Here is a 22,536-nt window from a genome sequence, read left to right on the forward strand (position 1 = left end):
GGCAGATAAAACAACCAGGAGGTTTTAGATAATGCTTACCGTCATTCCCGTATTGATCTTTGTTGCGCTGATCGTTGTTTGGTCAGGAATTAAAATCGTACCGCAGGGCTACCAATGGACCGTTGAACGCTTCGGCCGCTATACCAAAACGCTGATGCCAGGCCTTAATCTGGTGGTGCCGTTCATGGACCGCGTCGGCCGAAAAATCAATATGATGGAACAGGTGTTGGATATTCCGTCCCAGGAAGTCATTTCGCGCGATAACGCCAATGTCGCTATCGATGCGGTCTGCTTTATTCAGGTGATCGACCCTGCCCGCGCGGCGTATGAAGTCAGCAATCTGCAACAGGCGATCGTCAATCTGACCATGACCAACTTCCGTACCGTGCTGGGTTCGATGGAGCTGGATGAAATGCTCTCCCAGCGCGACAGCATCAACAGCCGTTTACTGCATATCGTCGATGAAGCCACCAACCCGTGGGGCGTTAAGATTACCCGTATTGAAATCCGCGACGTGCGTCCGCCGGCCGAGCTGATCGCGGCGATGAACGCGCAGATGAAAGCGGAACGTAACAAACGCGCCGATATTCTTGAAGCCGAGGGCGTTCGCCAGGCCGCCATTCTGCGGGCCGAAGGGGAAAAACAGTCGCAAATACTGAAGGCGGAAGGGGAACGGCAGTCCGCCTTTTTAGAAGCCGAAGCGCGTGAACGTGCGGCTCAAGCGGAAGCGCAGGCGACTAAAATGGTGTCTGAAGCCATCGCCGCGGGCAACATTCAGGCGATCAACTACTTTGTGGCGCAAAAATATACCGACGCGCTGCAGCAAATCGGTTCATCCAACAACAGCAAGGTCATCATGATGCCGCTGGAAGCCAGCAACCTGATGGGGGCCATCGGCGGTATTACCGAACTGATTAAAGATAGCCAAGACAGCCGGAGTAAATAATGGGTATTGAACTGGTGATGGAAAACGCGCACTGGTTCTGGCTGTCGCTCGGTGGCCTGTTGCTGGCGGCCGAGATGCTGGGCGCTAGTGGTTATCTGTTATGGAGCGGGATATCGGCGGTGCTGGTTGGGCTGCTGGCCTGGCTGATGCCGATAGGCTGGCCGTGGCAAGGCATTGCATTCGCCGTTCTGACCATCATCACCGCCGTGCTTTGGTGGTACTGGCTGCGTAAACGCACGCTTGCCCGTCCGGCGTCCTCGCTGAACCAGCGCGGACAGCAGCTAATTGGGCGGCGCGCCACGCTAATCGAACCCACGGTGGATGGTTACGGACGCATCAGAATAGGCGACAGCACCTGGCGGGTAAAATCAGAGCAACACCTGGCCGCCGGAACGCATATTGAAGTGATCGCCATTGAAGGCATTACGCTGCATGTGCGCCCGGTTACGTCTTAACCAGCGGATCGTCATTCAGGGAGTGCGTTGTCTCTGAATGACGGCAACCGGCAAGATTATCGATGATCGGGCAGTTCGCGCCGCCGTCTCCCGGACACTGTTCCGCCAGCGCCAGCAAACGCTGGCGCATCGCCCTCAGTTCTTCAATCTGGACTTCGATTTCCGTCACTTTTTGCAGCGTGCGCGCTTTAACATCCGCGCTGCGGCGTAGCGGATCGTTAAACAGCGCGATCAGCTCCTTACACTCTTCCAGATTAAACCCCACTTGACGAGCCTGACGCAGTAACGTCAGCTCTTCAATATGATGAGCGCTATAGCTGCGGTAGCCGTTTTCAGAACGCAACGGCGCGGTCAGCAGCCCTTTCTCTTCGTAGAAGCGAATGGTCTTACTGGTAAGCCCGGTTTTTTTTGCCACATCGCCGATATTCATCACTCCCCCTTACGCCTCCCTTGCGGGTAGATCGTCAACTAAAATGAGCATACGTCATCGCCAGTGAAATGTCAGAATGGTTATCTCCGATCTGAATATCCACAGAAGATGTTCCCTATTTTTCAAGATAATCGCCTATGGCGTGCGGCCTTATATTGGGTTATGTACAATTGAGCGCCGGATCGGGGCTTGCCGTAAAACCGGCAGATTGACGATGATTGAATAAATAAAGCAGGAGCATTATGCATTATGGGATATTTCAAAACGTTGAGTCAGACGATTGATAACGCGCAACGGCTGAAAGAGCTTCATCAGTACATTGAACGTCACAATGTGCCCGTCACGTCAAAAGATGACCTCTCTCACCAGATTATCGAGATTGAACGATATCTGGGCGGGTCAAAGTACGCCAATCTGAATAAGAAAAAACGTTCCGCCAACATCATATCGGGGATTTTAGCGCTCCCCCTTTTGATCTTCTCTCTTTTTCTGTTTTTCAGCCGCTATCAGAAATATTTTAGCTTCGGGTTTGATATTGAAAATATGATGAAAAACCTTTTCCTGATGATCATCGAATACCCGTGGGCGGTGATCTTATATGCCGTCGCATTTGCCGCTATGGTCTTCTATTTTTATCGATTAAATAGTCAGTCTATGGCGGAGGTAGATAAGATTATTCACGCGTTCATGACCAAATCGCCATCCATCATCAAACCTATTATCGAATAACTGAGTCTTGCAACCTTACCTTTACCTGGCGCATCGCGATTGAAGGGAAAAGCGAAACAATATTCGAAGACCCGCGCCGCAGCCGGTAATGCGGCGCGATATTTCAAATGCCGGCCAAATTCCACAGTCATACATCCCCTTTATTCAAAGCGCGATCGCGGCGTCGGCGTCGATTTTAAAAGCCTGCTTTAATCAGCCAAATAATATCTTGACCTTCCCCTTGCTGTAAGGTTTAACCTGCTTAATCATCGGTAAAAAGCCGACTGACGGCCAGCGTATTCGACCGCCGGTTGCGCTCACAGGAGATAACGCTCATGTCACAAACTATCGTTTTGTCATTGCAGGGACTCACCTGCGGACACTGCGTACAGCGGGTAAAAAAAACGCTGGAGGAGTTGCCGGATGTTGAACAGGCGGACGTCACGCTGAATTACGCCAAAGTCACGGGCGATGCGAAAACGCCGGCGCTAATCGCCAGTATCGAACAGGCCGGATACGAAGCCAGCCAGGCCGCCGCCCCGGATGTCGCTCTGCAACTTTCCGGATTGAGCTGCCAGCACTGCGTCGCCTCAACGCGTAAAGCGTTGGAAGCCGTTCAGGGCGTTGTCGCGGCAGAGGTATCCAAAGAGCAAGCCGACATCTACGGCGAGGCCGATCCGGCGGCGCTAATCAGCGCGGTGGAACAGGCCGGTTATCAAGCCAGGGTATTGCAGGAGGCGGCTCACCCAAAAACTGAGCCGCTGGCACAGGTAGCGACGACGCCGGAAACGCTGCCAGCGGCCCAGAATAATAGCGTTCCGGCCTCATCCGTTGATGACGACAGCGTGCAAATGCTGCTTCAGGGGATGAGCTGCGCCAGCTGCGTCAACCGGGTGCAGAAAGCCTTGCAAGGCGTTGCCGGCGTAACCCAGGCGCGCGTGAATCTGGCCGAGCGCAGCGCGCTGGTGAGCGGCCATGCGGCGCCGGAAGCGCTGATCGCCGCCGTCGAGCAGGCGGGCTACGGCGCCGAAATCATTCAGGATGAGGAGCAACGCCGCGTCCGCCAGCAGCAGACCTCGCAACAAAACATCCGGCGTTTTCAGCGGCAGGCCGCGCTCGGCCTGCTGTTGGGCGTGCCGTTAATGCTGTGGGGCGTGCTCGGCGGCAGCATGACCCTGACGCCGGAAAACCGCACGTCGTGGCTGATCGTCGGCGCGCTGACGCTGGCGGTCATGATTTTCGCTGGCGGCCATTTTTATCGCAATGCCTGGCGCAGCCTGAAAAACGGCGCCGCGACCATGGATACCCTGGTCGCGCTCGGCACCGGCGCGGCCTGGATCTACTCGATTACCGTCAATCTATGGCCGGACGTTTTCCCCATGGCGGCCCGCCACCTTTATTATGAAGCCAGCGCCATGATCATCGGTCTGATCAATCTGGGTCATGCCCTGGAGCAGCGCGCCCGTCAGCGCTCGTCCCACGCGCTGGAAAAGCTGTTGGATCTCACGCCCCCCAGCGCCCGCGTCGTGACGCCGGACGGCGAGAAAACGCTGCCGCTGGCCGCCGTGCAATCCGGCATGACGTTACGCCTGACGACCGGCGATCGTATTCCCGTCGACGGCGCAATCCTGCAGGGGGAAATCTGGGTAGATGAAGCGATGCTGACCGGCGAGCCGCTGCCGCGGCAAAAAGAGCCAGGGAGCGAGGTTCGCGCCGGTACGCTGGTTACCGACGGCAGCGCGCTGTTTCGCGCGGACGCTATCGGCAGCCAGACCACGCTGGCGCGCATTATCCGGCTGGTCAGGCAGGCGCAGAGCAGTAAACCGGCTATCGGGCAGTTGGCCGACAGCATTTCCGCCGTGTTTGTGCCGGTGGTGGCGGCTATCGCCGTCGTTAGCGGCGCCGTCTGGTTCTTTGCCGGACCGGCGCCGCAAATCGTCTACACGTTGGTGATCGCCACCACCGTGCTGATTATCGCCTGCCCTTGCGCTCTTGGGCTGGCGACGCCGATGTCGATTATTTCCGGCGTCGGCCGCGCGGCCGAATTCGGCGTACTGGTGCGCGATGCCGATGCCCTGCAACAGGCCAGTAAGTTAGACATCCTGGTCTTTGATAAAACCGGCACTCTGACCGAAGGCCAGCCGCGCGTGGCGGAGATTCACACCTTTGGGGCGGCGACGGAACAGCAGGCGCTGATTTGGGCCGCCTCGCTGGAACAGGGAGCCAATCATCCGCTGGCAAAATCCATCGTTAACCGCGCCGAAGGCTTGGCGCTCACGGAGATTACGCAGTTTCGAACCTTGCGCGGTCTGGGCGTCAGCGGGCAAACGGCCGATGGCGTGTCGCTGCTGCTGGGCAATCCGGCGCTGTTGAAGCAGCGCCAGGTCGACATCCGGGAGGGCGAAGCGCTGATCGATCAGCAGGCGCAACGCGGCATTACGCCGGTGCTGCTGGCGGCCGACGGACATATCGTCGCCATGTTCTCCATTCTCGATCCTTTGCGCGAAGACAGCGCCGCGGCGTTGCAACGTCTGCATCAGTCGGGCTACCAACTGGTGATGCTGACCGGCGATAATCCGCTGACGGCCAATGCGATAGCCAAAGAAGCCGGCATCGACCGGACGATCGCCGGCGTGCTGCCGGACGGCAAAGCGGATGCCATCAAGCAACTTCAGGCGCAGGGAAAACGCGTGGCGATGATCGGCGACGGCATCAATGACGCGCCCGCGCTGGCGCAGGCGGATGTGGGGATCGCCATGGGCGGCGGCAGCGATATCGCTATCGAAACCGCGGCCATTACCCTGATGCGCCATAGCCTGCACGGCGTAGCCGATGCCCTGGCCATATCCAACGCCACGCTGCGCAATATGAAACAAAATCTGCTGGGGGCGTTCGTCTACAACGCGTTGGGGATCCCGATCGCGGCCGGCGCGCTTTATCCGCTGACCGGGACGTTGTTAAGCCCGGTGGTTGCCGGCGCGGCAATGGCGCTATCGTCCATCACCGTCGTCAGTAACGCCAACCGGCTGCTGCGCTTCAAACCCAGGAGATGAGCGGCGCGCTGCGCGCGCCCTCTGGCATCCGCATTTTCAGCCTATTACCAGTACAACTTGCCTTTCGATGCGTTTAGCATAGACGGATGAGAATCGGGAGACGGGATCTATGGGACATCTGCTACGCCAAATTGCGACTTTTTTGGGTTTTATCACGCCCTTGACCTACGCCTATCCCGCAGTGGATGTTCAACTGCCGGATGACCGCCTGTTTCATCTGGTCGGCAGTATTCATATGGGCAGCATGGATATGGCCCCCCTGCCCGATGAACTGCTGAAACAATTGCAAAGCGCCACCGCGCTGATTGTCGAAGCCGATATTTCCAGCGCCGGTTCGCCTTTTGAACATACCGCGTCCGAGCCGCCGCTCTCGGAACGGCTCAGCCCGGAAGATTACCGCCGGCTACAGCAAATCTGTGAAAAGTTGTCCTTCAGCGAAAGCCTTATCGACCGCGTTCCCGCCTGGCAAGCGGCGCTGATGCTACAGGCCCGTCAGGCCCAGGTACTGGGATTGCGCCCGGATTACGGCATCGATTATCAGTTGATTAACGCCGCTAAGGCGCAAGGGGTGAACATTATTGAACTTGAGGGGCAACAAACTCAGGTCGATTTGCTGCAACAGCTGCCGCAGGGCGGTTTACCGCTGCTGCAAGATACGATCGTACACTGGCATACCAACGCGCGTCTGTTGCAAACCATGGTCGGCTGGTGGCTGGACAGCAAACCGGGCAAGATGTCGGCCTCGCTTCCCGCCGCCTTCAGTAATGAGATGAGCAACGTGCTGATGAATCAACGTAACCGGCTCTGGCGGCAAAAGCTCCAGGCTTTGCCTCCCGGCAATTATGTGGTTGCAGTCGGCGCGCTACATTTATATGGTGATGACAACCTCCCCACGTTATTACAGGCTAATTGAGCGAAATATACCCGACAGATGTCAATATGCAGGAGTTCAATACGCCTGCGACATGCAAGAACAGGATATCGCCCGTTAAGGATATTTGAATCATGACACCCGCAATTAAACTGCTTGAGAAAAACAAGATCGCATTTACTTTACACAGCTATCATCACGACAGCGACGAAACCAATTTTGGCGAGGAAGCGGCCAAAAAACTGGGGCTGAACAAAGAGCAGGTTTACAAAACACTGTTAGTATCGCTGAACGGCGATGCCAAGAACCTCGCCGTTGCGGTTACGCCGGTCGCCGGAATGCTGGATTTAAAGAAAGTGGCCCGCGCGCTGTCGGCTAAAAAAGCCGATATGGCCGATCCCGCGATAGCCCAACGCGTAACCGGCTATCTGGTCGGCGGGATTAGTCCGCTGGGGCAAAAAAAACGTTTGCCGACCGTGATTGACGAAGCGGCGCAACAGTTCAAAACCATTTTTATTTCCGGCGGTAAGCGCGGGCTGGATATCGAGCTGGCGGCGCAAGATCTGGCTCGTCTGTTAGAAGCGAAATTTGCCGACGTCGCCAAGCATGAGGGTTAAATAATTACGCGCGAAGTAATGCGAGCGATAGAAGGCTGCCCGCAGGGCAGCCGGAAAACCTAAAACAATTCATTCAGCCAGACGGGTAAAGCCGTCGCGGATCTCCTGCTCGGGCAGATCCCTGCCGATGAAAACCAGTACGCTTTTCCTTTCTTCGTCATCCCGCCATTCTCTGTCCCAGTCGGCGCTGTACAGGCGTTGTACGCCCTGAAACAACAGGCGCCGCGCGTCGCCGTTAATCGCCAGAATCCCTTTGTAACGCAATAAATTATCGGCGTGATTCACCAGAAAACTTTCCATCAGATCGGATACCGCGGCAAGCTCAACCGGGGCGTCGAGATGAACGACGATAGACTGAATATTGTTTTGCGCGGGCGCAATAAAGCGGAAGGTCGGCGTGTTCACCGCCAGTTTATCGTTAAGAATGAAGCCTTCAATATTAAATAACACGCTTAAATCAATGTCCCCGTTCACCACGGAATATATCGGCGCTCTGGCATTAATGCGCTGAAGACGCTGGATCAACGCCTCATCTTCGCCGGCGATATCGGTTTTGGTCAGCAGAATTCTATCGGCATAGCCGATCTGCGACTGGGCGATCGTGAACCGATCGAGTTGCTGCTGGGCATGTACCGCATCCACCAGCGTAATAATGCCGTCCAGCATAAAACGCTCGCAGATAACCTCGTGGGAAAAGAAGGTCTGGGCCACCGGGCCGGGATCGGCCATGCCGGTACACTCAATCACCACATGGTCGAAATCCAGCGTACCGCCGTCGATGCCGTCCAGTAAATCCAACAGCGCATCGGCCAGCTCATTCGCCTGACTACAGCAGATACAGCCGTTGCTCAGGGTGGTGATTTTACTTGCCCGCTCACCAATCAGCGCATTATCGATAGGCACTTCGCCGAATTCGTTTTCAATCACGGCAATCTTATAACCATGCTCGGCATTGAGCATATGCCGCAATAAGGTGGTTTTACCCGCGCCGAGAAATCCGGTCAGAATAGTGACATAGAGAGGTTGAGTCATAACAGCTCCGATTTGCTAACAGCAACGCATTCCGCCTTTGCCATCGCCGCCGTAACGCGCCTGCTGGCGTTCGCGGAAAAATTCTTTATACGTCATCACCGGCTTATCAGGGTGATTGGTCTGCATATGCTGTACGTAGGTTTCATAGTCAGGAATACCAACCAGCATACGCGCCGCCTGGCCTAAATATTTCCCTGCCTGTCCCAGATTGCCGAACATAATCATCTCCTGTCAAAAGCGCCCAATCAGCGGCACCATCATTTCCGCCCTACCTTCGTCATTCCCGCCTACGGCCGTGGCATGACGTTTTTTATCGCTCTGCGCGTTGCCCGTTTTTCGCCGCGCGATAAAAACAACCCCAAGTTTGATGACAAACCCATTGTGATGAGATCGGGATACCCGGAGCGACCACGGGAGTGAGACGTCCCGGCGGGAACCTCCCCCCGTGTTTCTCCTAATAACAGGCTTTCGCAACAGTCTGACCCCGTATAATGTTTATACATTATACGGGGTAATTAGGATATCGCCCGCTTAGTGACTGGATGAAATCTTCACGCCCCCTTCGGGCAGCGGGACGAACGGCGTTTCCTGATCCGTGCGCTTAGGATCTTTGCGCGCATCCAACGCGGCTTTGATACCGTAAGCAATGATGCTGTACACCACGATCAGGAACAGAATGCTCAGACCGGCGTTGGTGTAATTATTGATAACGATATGGTTCATGTTAGCGATCTGCTGGGCGGTTAAGTCCGCGCCGCCTTCAGCAATCTTGCCCTTGAACATGTTTGCCATATAGAAAAAGCCTTCCAGTTGCGGATTGTTGCTGAACAGCTTAAGCCCCAGCGCCCAGGTGGTACAAATCAGCAGCCAAATCGCCGGCACCAGCGTCACCCAGATGTACTGCGTGCGTTTCATCTTGATCAACACCACCGTGCCCAGCACCAGCGCTACGGCGGCCAGCATCTGATTGGAGATGCCGAACAGCGGCCACAGGCTCTTCACGCCGCCCAACGGATCCACCACGCCCTGATACAACAGATAGCCCCACAACCCCACGCACCCGGCGGTACCGATAATCCCGGCGACCAGCGAATCGGTTTTCTTCAGGAACGGCACGAAGTTACCCAGCAGATCCTGCAGCATAAAGCGGCCGGAACGCGTACCCGCATCCAGCGCGGTCAGAATAAACAGCGCTTCAAACAGAATACCGAAGTGATACCAGAAGCCCATGTTGGCGCCCGGAATAATCTGATGGAATACGTGCGCAATCCCTACCGCCAGCGTCGGCGCGCCGCCGGCGCGATTCAGAATGGAAGGTTCGCCGATATCTTTCGCCGTTTGCATAATCAGCTCTGGCGAAATGACGAATCCCCACGAACTGACGGTGGCCGCCGCATGAGCGGAAACTTCCTGCAACTGCGCCAGAATCGCCGGCGCATCGGCCGTTCCCAACTGATGCAGGTTAGGCATGGTGATCCCTAACGCCGCCGGCGGGGTATTCATCGCAAAATACAGACCCGGTTCAATAATGGATGCCGCAACCAGCGCCATCACCGCGACGAAAGACTCCATCAGCATCGCGCCGTAACCGATGAAACGGGCGTCGTTTTCGCTAGCCAGCAGTTTCGGCGTCGTGCCGGAGGCAATCAGCGCATGGAAACCGGATACCGCGCCGCAGGCGATGGTGATAAACAGGAAGGGGAACAGCGTGCCTTTCCAGACAGGCCCGGTGCCGTCGACAAACTGCGTAACCGCCGGCATTTTCAGATCCGGATTCAAAATCACGATCCCGATCGCCAGACCGACAATTACCCCGATTTTCAGGAAAGTCGCCAAATAGTCGCGCGGGGCCAGGATCAGCCATACCGGCAACAGCGCGGAGACAAACGCATAACCAATCAGCGTGAAGGTGATGGTGGTATCTTTAAAGGTTAACGCCGGCCCCCAGTACGGGTCGTGCGCGATAACGCCGCCGAACCAAATCGCCAGCACCAGCAGCACAATACCGATAACCGAAACTTCGCCCACGCGTCCGGGGCGAATAAAGCGCATGTAGACGCCCATAAACAGCGCGATCGGCACCGTTGAACAGACGGTAAATACGCCCCACGGGCTTTCCGCCAAGGCTTTCACCACGATCAGCGCCAACACCGCCAGGATGATGATCATAATTAAGAAGCAGCCGAACAGCGCGATCGTTCCCGGCACCGGTCCCAGCTCTTTCTTGACGATTTCACCCAGCGAGGCGCCGTTGCGGCGCGTAGAGAGGAACAGCACCATAAAGTCTTGTACCGCGCCGGCCAGCACCACCCCGGCCAACAGCCACAGAGTGCCCGGCAGGTAGCCGATTTGTGCGGCCAGCACCGGTCCGACCAGCGGCCCCGCACCAGCGATGGCGGCGAAATGGTGGCCGAAAAGCACGTTGCGATTGGTTGGAACATAGTTCAACCCATCATTATTCACCACGGCCGGCGTCGCCCTATTCGGGTCCAGCTTCATAACCTTCTGAGCGATATACAGGCTGTAGTATCGATAAGCCACCAGGTATACGGCGACAGAGGCGACAATAATCCATAAGGCGCTGACATGCTCGCCGCGGCGTAGTGCGACCACGCCCAGACAAGCAGCCCCGATGATCCCCAGGATCATCCAGGGGATGTGTTTAAGAATGGTACTGCTCTTCATAAGACATCCTTCATAAAAGTCATAATTATTTGGTTTTGATGTTTATTAAATAAATCAACGCGATGACGATATTCATCACGCAGAGGGGCCGGATATAAAGGGAACGAGGCGGACGCAGCAATGGAGGCGGTACGGAAAACGACAACAGGCCGGCTTGGCGCGCCAGCCGATCCGCCGGATTGAAGACAGGATTACGGATAAGTGAAAAAACCAATGAAGTTGTCATCATGTTCCGCCGAAACACTGCTGGTGGCAGAACATTACGTCAGCGCCGACCGACGAACTATCGCTATTTTGCTAGCCGGTAATATAGCGCGCTAAGCGGTTAGAATCGTCGGGTGAACGGTTGACGGGTGAATGCCGCTTATCGCTCCGTCACGCTAAGCGGCGTCAACGCCGGGAAAAATTAAGCTGCGGCGTCAGAAAGGCTTGACGGAAATATTCGCGGATAGCCTGCATCGCCGGGGTAAACCTGGCGTCTCGATGCCAGGCCAACCCGACGCTCATCGGATGAACGGTATCTTTCAAAGAGCGGGTTTCAATACGCCGCCCTTCCAGCGACCACGGCCGATAAACCAGATCGGATAAAATCGCCACGCCTAACCCATTGGCGACCATACTGCGCACCGCTTCCACCGAGCTGGTGCGCAGCATGATGCGCGGGCGATGTCCGCTCTCATCCCAATAGCGCATGGCGCTGTGATCCGCTTCATCAACCGTCAGCATAATGAATGGTTCTTTCGCCACATCGGCCAGACTCACTTGCGGCTTATCGCACAGCGGATGACGGCTAGGCAGCCATAAGCGCCGCTCGGAGTTGAACAACTTTTCCGAGGTGATTTCCGGGTGGGTGAGATTCGCGGTCAACACCAGCGAAATATCAAAAGAGCGGTTGATCAGCCCCTGCTCAATGTCGCTGCGCTCCCGCTCGTTCAGGTTGATGGTGATATGCGGAAAACCGTAGGCCAGGCGTTGCAGATGAAACGGCAGAAAGTACCCCATCACGGTGTAGCTGGCCGCCACATTCAGCGCCCCCTGGGTGCGGTTATCCGTCAGCGGCACCATCATCGCGTCATCAACGCTGCGCAGGATGGAATAGGCGTGATTAAGAAAGTAGCTGCCGTTTTCGGTCAGCGTCATTCCATGAACCGAACGCAGAAACAGCGGTTTCCCCAGCATGCTTTCCAGCTCTTGAATCGCCGTGGTTACGGCCGACTGTGAAATATTTAAATGAATAGCGGCTTGTGATATTTGCCCCATCTCAGCGGTCGCGACGAAATAACGGATTTGGCGAAGTGTGATCATATTTTTCTCTTATTGTTTAAGCATTCTGTTTTTCAGATATCAAAGCATCTAAAAATACGTCTTTCCGAATGGAAAAAATTCACTCTATATTATTTTTAAACAAAGCCATCACAAATAAGAAATAATTATGAAATATGAAATCGACCTGAATTCCGATATGGGTGAAAATTTCGGTCCTTGGACCATCGGCGATAACGTCGATAAAGAAATTATGCCTTATATAAGTTCCGCGAATATTGCCGCCGGATTTCATGCCGGCGATCCCAATACCATTAACCAGACAATTGAATTGGCGAAATATTATGACATTGCTATTGGAGCGCATCCCGGCTTTCGCGATCTGGCGGGTTTTGGCCGGCGAAATATTAATATGCCGCCACAGGAATTAACCAATGATATTATCTACCAATTAGGCGCATTGCGCGAATTTGCTACGCTGTATCAATTACCGTTACAACATATAAAACCACACGGCGCACTGTATATGCATCTGGCGCGGGATCAGGCCGCGGCGCAATTTTTTGTGGAAACGCTGCACTCGTTGGCGCCCGATTTATTGTTGTTCTGCATGCATAACTCGGCGGTATGGCAGGCCGCAAAAAATCTACAACACCCTGTTATTTGTGAATTTTATGCCGACAGAGATTATGACCGCAGCGGATCGATCGTGTTTACCCGCCGGGTTGGCCCGCTCGTTCCTGAGCACGTGGCGCAGAAAGTATTACGCGCCTGCCGGGAAGGAAAGGTCCGCACCATCGAAGGAGACGACATTCCGGTCGTATTTGATTCGGTCTGTATTCACAGCGATACGCCGGGCGCGCTGGCATTAATAAAAGCCATACGCGAACAGCTTCATGCCGCTGATATTAATGTTAAATCGGCAGCCAGAATAATTTCTTATCCAACAAAGTAAAAATTTTAAGGGAATCCAGTGATGAAAGAATATGAAGTACGTTCCCCTTTACCCGGTGTTTTTTATCGTCGTCCCGCGCCGGACGCCGCCGTTTTTATTGAAGAAAAAGATGTTGTTAATGAAGACACCGTCATTGGTTTAATTGAGGTTATGAAACAATTCAGCGAAGTTTATGCAGAACAAGCTGGACAATTAATCTCGTTTAATATCAATAACGGCGATGCTGTCGAACCAGGGCAGGTAATAGCCATCATAAAAACGAATAGATAAAGACAGCAATATAGGAGGCGGAGATGGAAACACCAATAAAAAAACTACTTATCGCCAATCGGGGCGAAATAGCCGTCAGAATTATCCACGCGGCCAAAAGCCTGGGCATCCCCACGGTGGCGGCATGCAGTGACGCGGACGCCGATTCTCTGCCGGCCCGTCTTGCCGATGAAGTCTATATTCTTGGCCCGGCGCGCGCCGATCAAAGCTATCTGAACGTCGAGGCGCTGCTTCAAGGCGCCCGTCGCAGCGGCACCGACGCCATTCATCCGGGGTATGGTTTCCTATCTGAAAACGCCGACTTTGCTCAAGCGGTGGAACAAGCCGGATTGCGGTTTATCGGCCCTACCCCGCAAACCATCCGCATGATGGGCGATAAAGCCGTCGCCCGGCGCACCGCGCGGGAGGCCGGCGTTCCCGTGGTGCCCGGTTCCACCGCCGCATTGGGCGACATTGACGCAGCGCTGCGATGCGCCGAAGAGATTGGTTATCCGCTGTTGATTAAAGCGGCGGCCGGCGGCGGGGGCCGCGGTATCCGCGTTGTCGCCGACGCGACAGAACTGGCTCGTGATTTTCCCATCGCCCAGAATGAATCCAACGCCGCATTCGGCTGTGGCGATGTCTATCTGGAACGTTTTATCCGGCACGCCCGGCACATTGAAGTGCAAATACTCGGCGACGGAGAGCGGGTCATCCATCTCTACGAGCGGGAGTGTTCATTGCAACGGCGGCGGCAGAAGATATTTGAAGAAGCCCCGTCGCCGGCGCTTTCCCCGGTTCAGCGCGAAGCCATTTGCCATAGCGCGCTGCAACTGGCGCAACAGCTGCGTTACCGCGGGGCGGGGACGTTGGAATATCTGTTCGATGAGGATAGCGGTGAATTCTATTTCATTGAAATGAATACCCGCATTCAGGTGGAACACCCGGTGACGGAGATGGTCACCGGCGTCGATCTGGTGCAATGGATGCTGCGTATCGCGCAGGGAGAAAAACTCAGCCTGCGTCAGCAAGATATCGCGCTTAACGGCAACGCCTGCGAAATGCGGATCAATGCCGAAGATCCGGATCGCAACTTTTTCCCCTGCCCCGGCGTGGTGGACAAGCTGCTCTGGCCGCAGGGAGAAGGCATCCGTATTGATAGCCATCTATTCAGCGGCTACCGCATTCCGCCCTATTACGATTCCCTGTTGGCGAAACTGGTGGCGCATGGCCCCGATCGTCGGCAAATGCTGGCGCGCGCGGAGCTGGCGCTGCGGCAATTACGCCTGACGGGGATCGTCACCACGCAATCTCTCCATCAATGGCTGATAGCCGATCCGCGCCTGCGCGCCGGGCAATTTGATACCACCGCGCTGGAAGAGTGGCTGAAAGCGCGCGCGCAAGCCAAGACGCCGATTTCCCGGGAGGCCTGATATGGAAAACACCGCAATCCGTTACAGCTTTGGCGGCGATGAACATCTTTTCGCCGAAATTGATGAAGCGATGTCGCTGTCCGCATTCTTTCGCGGTCTGGCGATCACCCGTACCGTCGAACAGTGGGCGATCCCCGGCATTCTGGATATTTGTCTGGCGAACGCCTCTTTTCAGATTCGCTTCAACCCGGATATTGTTGCCCCCCAGGCGCTGCTGGATACCGTCCAAAAGGCGGAAAACCAGGCGCAGACGGTGAACCGGCTTGAGACGCGCATCATTGAAATTCCGGTGCTATATAACGATCCCTGGACGCGCGAAACGCTGATGCGCTTTCGCGATCGCCATCAGGATCCCAGCGTAACCGATCTGGAGTACGCCGCCGCCATCAACGGTTATCAAGATATCGACGCCTTTATCGACGCCCACAGCGGTACGCCGTGGTTTGTGTCGATGGTCGGATTCGTCGCCGGTTTACCGTTTATGTTCCAGATGGTCGAGCAGGAAAAACAGCTTCAGGTTCCCAAATATCTGCGTCCCCGTACCGATACGCCGCGCCTGTCGCTGGGGCACGGCGGATGTTTCGGCTGTATTTATTCGGTACGGGGCGCCGGCGGTTATCAGCTATTCGGCGTCACCCCCGCCCCCATCTATGACCCGCAGCAAAATCTGGACTATTTCCGCGAATCGCTGGTGTTTTTCCGCGCCGGGGACATCGTGCAGTTCAAGCCTATCGACCGGCAACGCTATGACGAGGCGATACAGGCGGTTGAGGCCGGAACCTTTAACCTGCGCATCCGGCCCGTAACCTTCGAGCTGGATAAATTTGCCGCCGATCCCGCTGGCTATAAACACTATCTCCAGGAGGTGCTGTATGCAGATTAATGTCCTCAAACCCGGACTGGCGACCTCTGTGCAGGATACGGGGCGTGAAGGCTATTACCATCTCGGCATCCCGCCCTCCGGCGCGCTGGATCAGTATTCCCTGCGCATGGCGAACCTGCTGGTGGGAAATCCTGAATCGGCCGCGGCGCTTGAAATTACGTTGCTGGGGCCGGAACTGGAGTTTACCGGCGCAGGGCTGGCGGCCGTGTGCGGAGCGAGTATGAAACCGCAATTGGACGGTGTGGAAATGCCTATGCATACCGCCTTTAGCGTCAAGGCCGGACAGGTTCTGCGCTTTGGCTACGCCGCCGCGGGTTGCCGCAGCTATCTGGCCGTCGCCGGCGGCATTGACGTTCCCGTCGCGCTGGGCAGCCGTTCGACTTATACATTGGGCGCGCTGGGCGGTCATCTGGGACGGCGTCTGGCGGCGAACGATACGCTTCCCGTCGGCGCGCCGGCGACAAAAGCCAAACCGGGAACCACCGTGCCAGAAGATTATCTGCCGGCGTTCAGCAAGGATGTCTCGCTGCGCATGGTGCCGGGGCTGTATATCCATCGCCTCACCCCGGAAGCGACGACACGATTTTTTGCTGATACCTGGTCGGTGGGGACGGAAGCGGACCGTATCGGCTATCGGCTGAAAGGCGGCAGCCCGCTGGCCTTCCAACCGCGCACGCCGCCGTTTGGCGCGGGCTCCGATCCCTCCAATATCGTCGATGCCTGTTATCCGATTGGTTCGGTGCAGGTGCCCGGCGGATTGGAGCCGATAGTTCTACTGCGTGATGCGGTATCCGGCGGCGGTTATATGACGCTGGGAACGGTGATCGGCGCCGATCTGGATATCATCGGGCAGTTACAGCCCAATTATCGCGTGCGTTTTGTTCCGATCTCGCTAGAAGAGGCACTGGAGGCGCGACGGCAATATCGTCAGCGTCTGGATCGGCTTGAACATCTATTTGTGAACTAGACCTACACACTATTTGTGAACTAGACCTACACACGCTGGACGTCTTTCCCATTGGTTTTGGCATGCGCCGAAACCAGGGGTTTGCTCGCTCCGAATACCGACGATCCCAGTCAGGCTTCCCTTGTCGTCCGGCAAGGCGCGGCCTGATTTCTGGAGGTGTACAATGGCTGATTTATCTCAAGTTGAAGGTACGCATAACGCCACATCCGCTGAAACGGTCACTGATACGGAGCGGATGGGGAAACTGTCCCTGACAATGGCCTGGTGGGCCGTATGCAGCGCCATATTTTATATCGTGGTCGGCGCGTCGCTGGCGCAGAGCTATGGCGCCAAGAACGCCATTATCGGTATGGTGCTGTCGGTGATCAGTTATGGTCTGGTGAATGCGGCGATTAGCCGTTTCGCCATCCGCAGCGGTTTATCGGTTGCGCTGTTTTCCAATCTGCTGTTCGGACGCCTCGGCTCGACGCTGGCTACGCTGATCTTCTTTTCGACCGCCATCTACTACGCGGTATTCGAAGGCGCGGTGATCGCCTATGCCATCAATCATCTCTTCCCTCAACTGCCCTACTACTGGGCTGCGCTGATCGTGGTGTTATACAGCGTGCCGCTGATTTTCGGCAGCGTACAGCACTGGCTGGATAAGTTTAACGGCATTTTACTACCCTTCTATCTGATCGGCCTGCTGCTCACGGTATTGGTCGCCATTAACCACTATGGCTATCAGCCGCAATGGCTGGATTTCGGACCGGCGTCGCCGCCGGCTTACGGTTGGTGGAACTGCTTCACTTACTATATGGGGGTGTGGATCCTGATGATGTATACCTTCGATTATGCCCGCTTCGGTAAACAGAAAGACAGCGACTATCATGCGAAATTTAACTTCGGCATGCCGTTCTACCTAATCACATTCCTGCTCAACGGCGTGGCGGGTATTTATCTGGTCAGCAGCTTTGAGCAGCAAGGCGGCGTGAGCGAGGTGGCGGTGGTAGTGGCGATATTGAATTTGCTGGGGCTATGGGGATTGCTGTTTGTGTGGGTTACCCAGACGCGGATTAACACCGCCAATTATTATCTGGCGACGGTGAATATGCAGGTATTTTTCGACCGATTGTTGCGTATCCGCTGCCGTAAGATCGTCTGGGCCTGCATTGTCGGCGCGGTGGTGTATGTGTTGATGCTGGCGGATATTTTCGCCTACATTCTGCAGGCATTGGCCTATCAGGGAGTATTTGTCGTATCGTGGGTCGGTGTGGCGCTGGGACATATTTTTTCCGCCGAGCGGACGTCGCTTCCGCATAGCGAACGGACATTCAGCGTGCCTGGACTTAGCGCCTGGTTTTGCAGCGTGGCGGTAGGCATCGCGCTGATGCACGGCGGCGCCGTGCTGCAAACATTTTCCGCGCCCGTCACCTTCGCTATCGCCCTGTTGCTATACAGCTTCTGGCCGCGTCAGAAAGACATGACGGAAATTAGCGGCATACGGTAACGCTAAGGGATAGTCCCGACTTGCCGCGGACTGCGCCAACCAACACGGCTGCGGACAGCGGAATCTACGCCTCTGCGCCCGCGGCTCGTTTTTAACGCCGCGGGTGCAGGGGAAGCGGCAGAGTTGACCGCATCAATAAGTCAGTTTCAGGCGATACACCGCCGTTGTGCCGCTGACCTCATGCCCCACCAGCAGCAATGGCTCTCCATTGGGCGACTGTTCGGCCGGCACGAACGCCAAACCTTCCGGCCCCAAGTCGCCCACGGCCGCGCCCTGCGCCTTCCAATCCAGCGATTTCAGTTTCTTCGTGGTCCAGTCGGTGCGGGTATTGATGTAATCCTCAAGCACGGGCGACTGGGGATGAGTCACGTCGTAGACCAACACGCCGCCGAAACGCTCCAAACCGACAAAAGCATAGGTCTTGCCGCCGATGCCGCCGAGAATCACGCCCTCCGGCTCCGGCCCTTTATCATCGCTGCGGTTGTCCAGACTGGCGCCTTCCTCATGATTGGAGTTAAAGAATTCTTTGCATGGCACGCTGTTGCCGCCAGAACTGAGCGTACACGCCTTGCCGCTGCGCGTGTTGATCTGGTTGGCGAAGAATTTTTCGAAATCGGCCCCTGAATCCCAAACCAAAATACCGTTAGCGTCCCGAATCGACACCGAACGTCCGCCATAGGTGTACAGCGCGTCATACATCAGGCGATCGCCGTGCGCATCCTGCTCCCCGCGCGTATTGAACAACACCGGTTTCCCCTGGGCATCCCGGCGGTAGCCTTCCGTCCAGGTGACTTTCAGGCGTCCTAATTTGTCATCCGCGCGGCAATCGCCGGCATCTCCCGCTTTGGCGCCGCAATAGCCGAATATTTCCGGGTTAAGCAGCGCGCCGGCGGCAAGCTGACGCAATTGCGGCGGCAGGTCGTCACCCGCGCGGCGGTCGAACCCTTTCTGGTGCACCAGATGCTTGACGCGAAACTCCTCCACGAATCCCTTGCCGGCGTCGCCCGCCCAGTAGGCATCGTTATCTTCGCCCCACGCCCGCGCATCGCCTTCATTGGCGGTCACCAAGTAGGTGTTGCCGTCCGACGGGGCGGTATAGGCGGCAATGCTATCCGGCAGATATAAACCGCGCAGGCCGGGCCAGGCGCGGATATCCACGCCGACCAGCTTGGCATCGCCATCGCCGTCGGAAACATCGATTTCATTGCCGGCCTCGCCATGATCCTTGAATCCCAGCGGCAGAATATCGATGACGCTGGCCTTGGCGACATCGATTTTCGCCAAGGCGTTGTTTTCCTGCAACGTCGCCCAGGCGGTTTTCCCATCGGCCGCCACCGCGATATATTCCGGCTCCAGATCCTGCGCTACGCTGGCATTGGGACCGTAAATACGTACGCCTTTGCCGCGCAGTTCGTCGGCGCGGCCGTTGAACGCGCCGAAATCCGCCGTGCGCACTTCCGGCCTGGCGGGATTAGCGACATTGATGATGCTGATGGAGCCCTCGGGATCCTTGCCGTAATCATCGCTTGGCTCGCCTTCGTTGGCGACCAGCAGCGTTTTGCCATCCGGCGTAAACACCAGGTTATCCGGCAGCGCGCCGACCTCCACATGGCTGATTAATTGCAGATCGGACGCATTGTAAAGCGCCACCCGTCCCGGTTCGGTCTTGTCGCCGGCTTCAATAGCCAGCGCCACCAGCCCGTTTCGCACGGCCACGCTGTTGACCTCGGAACCCGGCAGAATATTTTCGGTTTTCAGCGTTTGCAGCAGTTTGGGGTGGGCCGGATCGGACAGGTCGAGAACGTCCAGCGCTCCCGCCAGCGCGTTGACGACGAAAGCGCGTTTGGAGCCGGCATCGTAATTGACTATTTCAGCCGCGCTCTTTCCGAAGACGCCCGCCGCGTAGCCGCCGATTTTTTCCAGCGCGATACCGGTCGGCGTCCTTTCTGATGCGGGCTTACCGACGGCGGTTTCAGCATGGACGGAGGTCGCCATAACGGCGGACAGGATGATGCCTAGCGCCGATAATCTGCGGCGGCGCCCTGGTGGATGTAAGACATTCATGAGTGCGTTTCCCTAGAGTGTATTAATTTATTTAAGCTATCGACTATCTGAACGAGACTCGTTTTTAACCGGGAAAGGCTACAGTTTTATGACATGCGCAAGCCGCGCAGTATATCGGCCAATGCAGCGATAACGACGGTAACGCGAGGATAACCATATCGGATTGATGGGTACGGCTTCGGCAACGTTTTGCCGCGGGGGAGCGGGAAGTAAAGAAGCAGCGGTTTTCATCGGCGAAATGGAGACGAAAACCGCTTTATTCGTCAGTTACTTATAAACAATTTCACCATGAGGCTGATATGCGGCCGCATCCAGCGGCGAGTTTTTCTCGATGTACTGTTTCAATACATCCGCATCGATAAATCCGGTGTTCACATAGCCAGGGAGATTATCAATGCGCGGATACGCATCCCCTCCCATAGCGTTAAAGTTCAGGGTGGACATCCGGTAGACTTTATCCGCCTGTAACGGCTCGCCCTTGATTTTAACATCCCGGACGCCTTTACCGTCCGCCGTCAGGCTGACGTTAAGGAACTGCGCATAGGCGCCGGAATCCACGACTTTATTCGCCACCACGGCCAGATATTTCTCAACGTCGCTGCCTTTCATATCCACATAGACCAGCGTGTTGGCGAAGGGCTGTACTTTCAGCACGTCTTTATAGGTAATATCGCCGGGTTCAATCGAATCACGGATCCCCCCGCCGCTCATTACGGCGAAATCGGCATTCGCCCGCTCAAGCTGGGCGGTCAACAATACCCGGGCCAAATTCGTTTGGTGAAAACGGACCTGGCTGCGATCGCCATCCAGTTTACCGTTGACGCTGCCCACTTTTACGCCAAGCTGTTCTTGCCCTTTTTCCTGGAACGGCGTCAACATTTTCAGCATTGACGAATCCTGTTGGATTTCATGGGTATAGAAAACCCGCTCGGTTTTGCCATCCGCCGTTTCGACTTTTTTCTTCAGGTTGACCGGGATCAGTTGATAGTGTTCCAGTTTCAGCTCGCCGTTACGGAAGGTGAAATCCGCCCGGCCGACATATTTGCCCCATTCGTGAGCCTGAACGATCCAGACGCCGTTCTGACGATCCGGCGCACAGGGCGTGCCCGGTACATAATCCACCTGTTTTTTATTCTCGCTGGCCATACAGACCGGATCTTGCGAGTGGCCGCCGACAATCATATCCAGATAGCCGGCGGGTATGCTGCGGGCCATTTCCACGTCGCCCGGCGCATTGGAACCGTGATTGCCGTTGTCATAGTGGCCCATATGCGTCGCGGCAATGATGACATCGGGTTTCTCGTTTTGACGTAACTCCTCGACCACCTGCTTCACTTCCACCGCAGGTTTACGGAATTCCATATCGGTAAAATATTCAGGATTGCCTAATTTGGCCGTATCGTCGGTAGTCAGACCGATAACCGCGATTTTAACCCCTTGCTTGTCGAATAAGGCATACGGTTTGAATAACCGCTGATGGGTGCTTTTTTGATAAATATTGGCTGACAGCAGGGGAAAATTCGCCCATTTCTGCTGTTGTCTCAAAACAGAAAGCGGATTATCGAATTCATGGTTACCGAGCGCCATCGCATCGTAGCCGACCATACTCATGCCGCGAAAATCGGGTTCGGCGTCCTGCAGGTCTGATTCAGGCACGCCAGTATTAATATCGCCGCCGGAAAGCAACAGTACGCTGCCGCCTTTATCGGCGACTTCCTGACGAATCTGATCGACCAGTGTTTTTTGTGCCGCCAATCCGTATTCACCATAATTGTTATGCCAAAAATGCCCATGGTGATCGTTGGTATGAAGAATGGTGATGGAATACGTTTTATCTTTTTCCCAAGCCATTGCGCCATACGGCGCCAACACCAGAGATGCCGCCAGCGCGCATCCCAGTGTTTTTATTGAAAAACGCATTAAAAATCTCCGTGTCTTAAAAATACCCATGTAGAAAAACTTTACCTGAGCAAAGCGGTAAAGCGCAATGACGGGCTATGGGCGTAATCGCCGTCATTCCGGCGCTAACGATTCATAATAAACGCAGATGATGAAGAACACATAACGGAGCGTTCTCCGCCTGTCTTTAGGCTGTAACCAATTTTTTATAATATGAATGGTTCATCCAAATAATCCGTTGTCAGCCCTTTTATTCCCCACTTTCTATGGTTTCCGACTGGCTGATAGCGTTTTTTTATCGAACGTCCGGATAAAGCGCAAGGCATCCACGGCAATAAACCAGCTTCCCATTGATAATTACGCATGTTTATCAACGCTTATCTGAGGAAACTGTGTTTAAATCTGTGTTATCATGAGAATAAGCTGATAAGCTAACATTTTTAGCAAAATACCAGTTTTTACCAAGCAACATTTCTCCATATACAATAGAATTTATGTGTGCCCAACAGATTTCAACGTGCGGGAAGGCGGCAACAG

Annotated in this window: 19 protein-coding genes; 12 read left to right on the forward strand and 7 right to left on the reverse strand. The window is 55.4% G+C overall.

Annotated elements, in window-relative coordinates:
- Positions 1–31 precede the first annotated feature (31 nt).
- A complete protein-coding gene (locus HC231_RS17135) occupies positions 32–946 on the forward strand; it encodes an SPFH domain-containing protein (protein WP_208227942.1) in 915 nt (304 codons plus the stop codon).
- On the forward strand, positions 946–1,401 hold the full coding sequence (locus tag HC231_RS17140) for an NfeD family protein (protein WP_208227943.1): 456 nt from the start codon (positions 946–948) through the stop codon (positions 1,399–1,401). The genes HC231_RS17135 and HC231_RS17140 overlap by 1 nt, the downstream gene beginning before the upstream one ends.
- On the opposite strand, the gene cueR is transcribed toward HC231_RS17140, so the two are convergent.
- Positions 1,391–1,831 carry a Cu(I)-responsive transcriptional regulator gene (cueR, locus tag HC231_RS17145; protein ID WP_208227944.1) on the reverse strand — a complete coding sequence of 147 codons (441 nt, stop codon included), beginning with the start codon at positions 1,829–1,831 and terminating at the stop codon, positions 1,391–1,393. The genes HC231_RS17140 and cueR overlap by 11 nt on opposite strands.
- Positions 1,832–2,080: 249 nt before the next feature.
- On the opposite strand from cueR, the gene HC231_RS17150 reads away from it, so the two are divergent.
- The 4 genes from HC231_RS17150 (at position 2,081) to ybaK (ending at position 7,080) form a co-directional block, all read left to right on the forward strand.
- Positions 2,081–2,560 (forward strand): DUF6097 family protein, encoded by a 480-nt coding sequence (locus tag HC231_RS17150; protein WP_208227945.1) that lies wholly within the window; start codon positions 2,081–2,083, stop codon positions 2,558–2,560.
- A gap of 314 nt (positions 2,561–2,874) precedes the next feature.
- Entirely contained in the window at positions 2,875–5,592 is a 2,718-nt protein-coding gene (gene copA, locus HC231_RS17155) for a copper-exporting P-type ATPase CopA (RefSeq protein ID WP_208227946.1), read from the forward strand.
- Positions 5,593–5,701: 109 nt separating this feature from the next.
- A complete protein-coding gene (locus HC231_RS17160; protein WP_208227947.1) occupies positions 5,702–6,505 on the forward strand; it encodes a TraB/GumN family protein in 804 nt (267 codons plus the stop codon).
- A gap of 92 nt (positions 6,506–6,597) precedes the next feature.
- Positions 6,598–7,080: a Cys-tRNA(Pro)/Cys-tRNA(Cys) deacylase YbaK gene (gene ybaK, locus HC231_RS17165; RefSeq protein ID WP_208227948.1), complete on the forward strand. Its 483-nt coding sequence runs from the start codon at positions 6,598–6,600 to the stop codon at positions 7,078–7,080.
- A 69-nt stretch (positions 7,081–7,149) separates the two neighbouring features.
- Here ybaK and yjiA read toward each other — a convergent pair whose 3' ends face one another.
- The 4 genes from yjiA to HC231_RS17185 all read right to left on the reverse strand — a co-directional run bounded on the left by yjiA (position 7,150) and on the right by HC231_RS17185 (position 12,102).
- Positions 7,150–8,112, reverse strand: coding sequence for a GTPase (yjiA, locus tag HC231_RS17170; protein ID WP_208227949.1), 963 nt, complete (start codon positions 8,110–8,112; stop codon positions 7,150–7,152).
- A 15-nt stretch (positions 8,113–8,127) separates the two neighbouring features.
- Positions 8,128–8,331, reverse strand: a complete 204-nt coding sequence (locus tag HC231_RS17175; RefSeq protein ID WP_208227950.1) for a YbdD/YjiX family protein — start codon at positions 8,329–8,331, stop codon at positions 8,128–8,130.
- Between the two features lie 312 nt (positions 8,332–8,643).
- A complete protein-coding gene (locus HC231_RS17180) occupies positions 8,644–10,797 on the reverse strand; it encodes a carbon starvation CstA family protein (RefSeq protein WP_208227951.1) in 2,154 nt (717 codons plus the stop codon).
- A 390-nt stretch (positions 10,798–11,187) separates the two neighbouring features.
- Positions 11,188–12,102, reverse strand: coding sequence for a LysR family transcriptional regulator (locus tag HC231_RS17185; RefSeq protein WP_208227952.1), 915 nt, complete (start codon positions 12,100–12,102; stop codon positions 11,188–11,190).
- Between the two features lie 127 nt (positions 12,103–12,229).
- Between HC231_RS17185 and HC231_RS17190 the strand changes: the two genes are divergently transcribed.
- The 6 genes from HC231_RS17190 (at position 12,230) to HC231_RS17215 (ending at position 18,036) form a co-directional block, all read left to right on the forward strand.
- Complete coding sequence (locus HC231_RS17190; RefSeq protein ID WP_208227953.1) at positions 12,230–13,015, forward strand: 5-oxoprolinase subunit PxpA; 786 nt, start codon at positions 12,230–12,232, stop codon at positions 13,013–13,015.
- 21 nt (positions 13,016–13,036) lie between these two features.
- Positions 13,037–13,285: an acetyl-CoA carboxylase gene (locus HC231_RS17195; protein ID WP_208227954.1), complete on the forward strand. Its 249-nt coding sequence runs from the start codon at positions 13,037–13,039 to the stop codon at positions 13,283–13,285.
- Positions 13,286–13,308: 23 nt separating this feature from the next.
- Entirely contained in the window at positions 13,309–14,697 is a 1,389-nt protein-coding gene (locus HC231_RS17200) for an acetyl-CoA carboxylase biotin carboxylase subunit (RefSeq protein ID WP_208227955.1), read from the forward strand.
- A gap of 1 nt (position 14,698) precedes the next feature.
- The gene (locus tag HC231_RS17205) at positions 14,699–15,580 is read left to right on the forward strand and encodes a 5-oxoprolinase subunit B family protein (protein WP_208227956.1); all 882 of its coding nucleotides are present in this window, start codon (positions 14,699–14,701) and stop codon (positions 15,578–15,580) included.
- Positions 15,570–16,547, forward strand: a complete 978-nt coding sequence (locus tag HC231_RS17210; protein WP_208227957.1) for a 5-oxoprolinase subunit C family protein — start codon at positions 15,570–15,572, stop codon at positions 16,545–16,547. Before HC231_RS17205 ends, HC231_RS17210 begins: the two co-directional genes overlap by 11 nt.
- A 163-nt stretch (positions 16,548–16,710) precedes the next feature.
- Positions 16,711–18,036: a purine-cytosine permease family protein gene (locus HC231_RS17215; RefSeq protein ID WP_208227958.1), complete on the forward strand. Its 1,326-nt coding sequence runs from the start codon at positions 16,711–16,713 to the stop codon at positions 18,034–18,036.
- 132 nt (positions 18,037–18,168) lie between these two features.
- On the opposite strand, the gene HC231_RS17220 is transcribed toward HC231_RS17215, so the two are convergent.
- Entirely contained in the window at positions 18,169–20,100 is a 1,932-nt protein-coding gene (locus HC231_RS17220; protein ID WP_208227959.1) for a choice-of-anchor I family protein, read from the reverse strand.
- Positions 20,101–20,367: 267 nt separating this feature from the next.
- Positions 20,368–22,020: a bifunctional UDP-sugar hydrolase/5'-nucleotidase UshA gene (ushA, locus tag HC231_RS17225; RefSeq protein WP_208227960.1), complete on the reverse strand. Its 1,653-nt coding sequence runs from the start codon at positions 22,018–22,020 to the stop codon at positions 20,368–20,370.
- Positions 22,021–22,536 lie beyond the last annotated feature (516 nt).

The sequence above is a fragment of the Brenneria izadpanahii genome (genome assembly GCF_017569925.1).
GTDB classification, from domain to species: Bacteria; Pseudomonadota; Gammaproteobacteria; order Enterobacterales; family Enterobacteriaceae; genus Brenneria; species Brenneria izadpanahii.

Excerpts from the sequence above, each read along its gene's own strand:
- HC231_RS17135 (WP_208227942.1), top strand. The coding sequence starts at position 32 with ATGCTTACCGTCATTCCCGTATTGATCTTTGTTGCGCTGATCGTTGTT.
- ybaK (WP_208227948.1), top strand. The coding sequence starts at position 6,598 with ATGACACCCGCAATTAAACTGCTTGAGAAAAACAAGATCGCATTTACT.
- yjiA (WP_208227949.1), bottom strand. The coding sequence starts at position 8,112 with ATGACTCAACCTCTCTATGTCACTATTCTGACCGGATTTCTCGGCGCG.
- HC231_RS17195 (WP_208227954.1), top strand. The coding sequence starts at position 13,037 with ATGAAAGAATATGAAGTACGTTCCCCTTTACCCGGTGTTTTTTATCGT.
- HC231_RS17150 (WP_208227945.1), top strand. The coding sequence starts at position 2,081 with ATGGGATATTTCAAAACGTTGAGTCAGACGATTGATAACGCGCAACGG.
- HC231_RS17185 (WP_208227952.1), bottom strand. The coding sequence starts at position 12,102 with ATGATCACACTTCGCCAAATCCGTTATTTCGTCGCGACCGCTGAGATG.
- cueR (WP_208227944.1), bottom strand. The coding sequence starts at position 1,831 with ATGAATATCGGCGATGTGGCAAAAAAAACCGGGCTTACCAGTAAGACC.
- HC231_RS17210 (WP_208227957.1), top strand. The coding sequence starts at position 15,570 with ATGCAGATTAATGTCCTCAAACCCGGACTGGCGACCTCTGTGCAGGAT.
- ushA (WP_208227960.1), bottom strand. The coding sequence starts at position 22,020 with ATGCGTTTTTCAATAAAAACACTGGGATGCGCGCTGGCGGCATCTCTG.
- HC231_RS17220 (WP_208227959.1), bottom strand. The coding sequence starts at position 20,100 with ATGAATGTCTTACATCCACCAGGGCGCCGCCGCAGATTATCGGCGCTA.
- HC231_RS17180 (WP_208227951.1), bottom strand. The coding sequence starts at position 10,797 with ATGAAGAGCAGTACCATTCTTAAACACATCCCCTGGATGATCCTGGGG.
- HC231_RS17205 (WP_208227956.1), top strand. The coding sequence starts at position 14,699 with ATGGAAAACACCGCAATCCGTTACAGCTTTGGCGGCGATGAACATCTT.
- copA (WP_208227946.1), top strand. The coding sequence starts at position 2,875 with ATGTCACAAACTATCGTTTTGTCATTGCAGGGACTCACCTGCGGACAC.
- HC231_RS17160 (WP_208227947.1), top strand. The coding sequence starts at position 5,702 with ATGGGACATCTGCTACGCCAAATTGCGACTTTTTTGGGTTTTATCACG.
- HC231_RS17190 (WP_208227953.1), top strand. The coding sequence starts at position 12,230 with ATGAAATATGAAATCGACCTGAATTCCGATATGGGTGAAAATTTCGGT.
- HC231_RS17140 (WP_208227943.1), top strand. The coding sequence starts at position 946 with ATGGGTATTGAACTGGTGATGGAAAACGCGCACTGGTTCTGGCTGTCG.
- HC231_RS17175 (WP_208227950.1), bottom strand. The coding sequence starts at position 8,331 with ATGTTCGGCAATCTGGGACAGGCAGGGAAATATTTAGGCCAGGCGGCG.
- HC231_RS17215 (WP_208227958.1), top strand. The coding sequence starts at position 16,711 with ATGGCTGATTTATCTCAAGTTGAAGGTACGCATAACGCCACATCCGCT.
- HC231_RS17200 (WP_208227955.1), top strand. The coding sequence starts at position 13,309 with ATGGAAACACCAATAAAAAAACTACTTATCGCCAATCGGGGCGAAATA.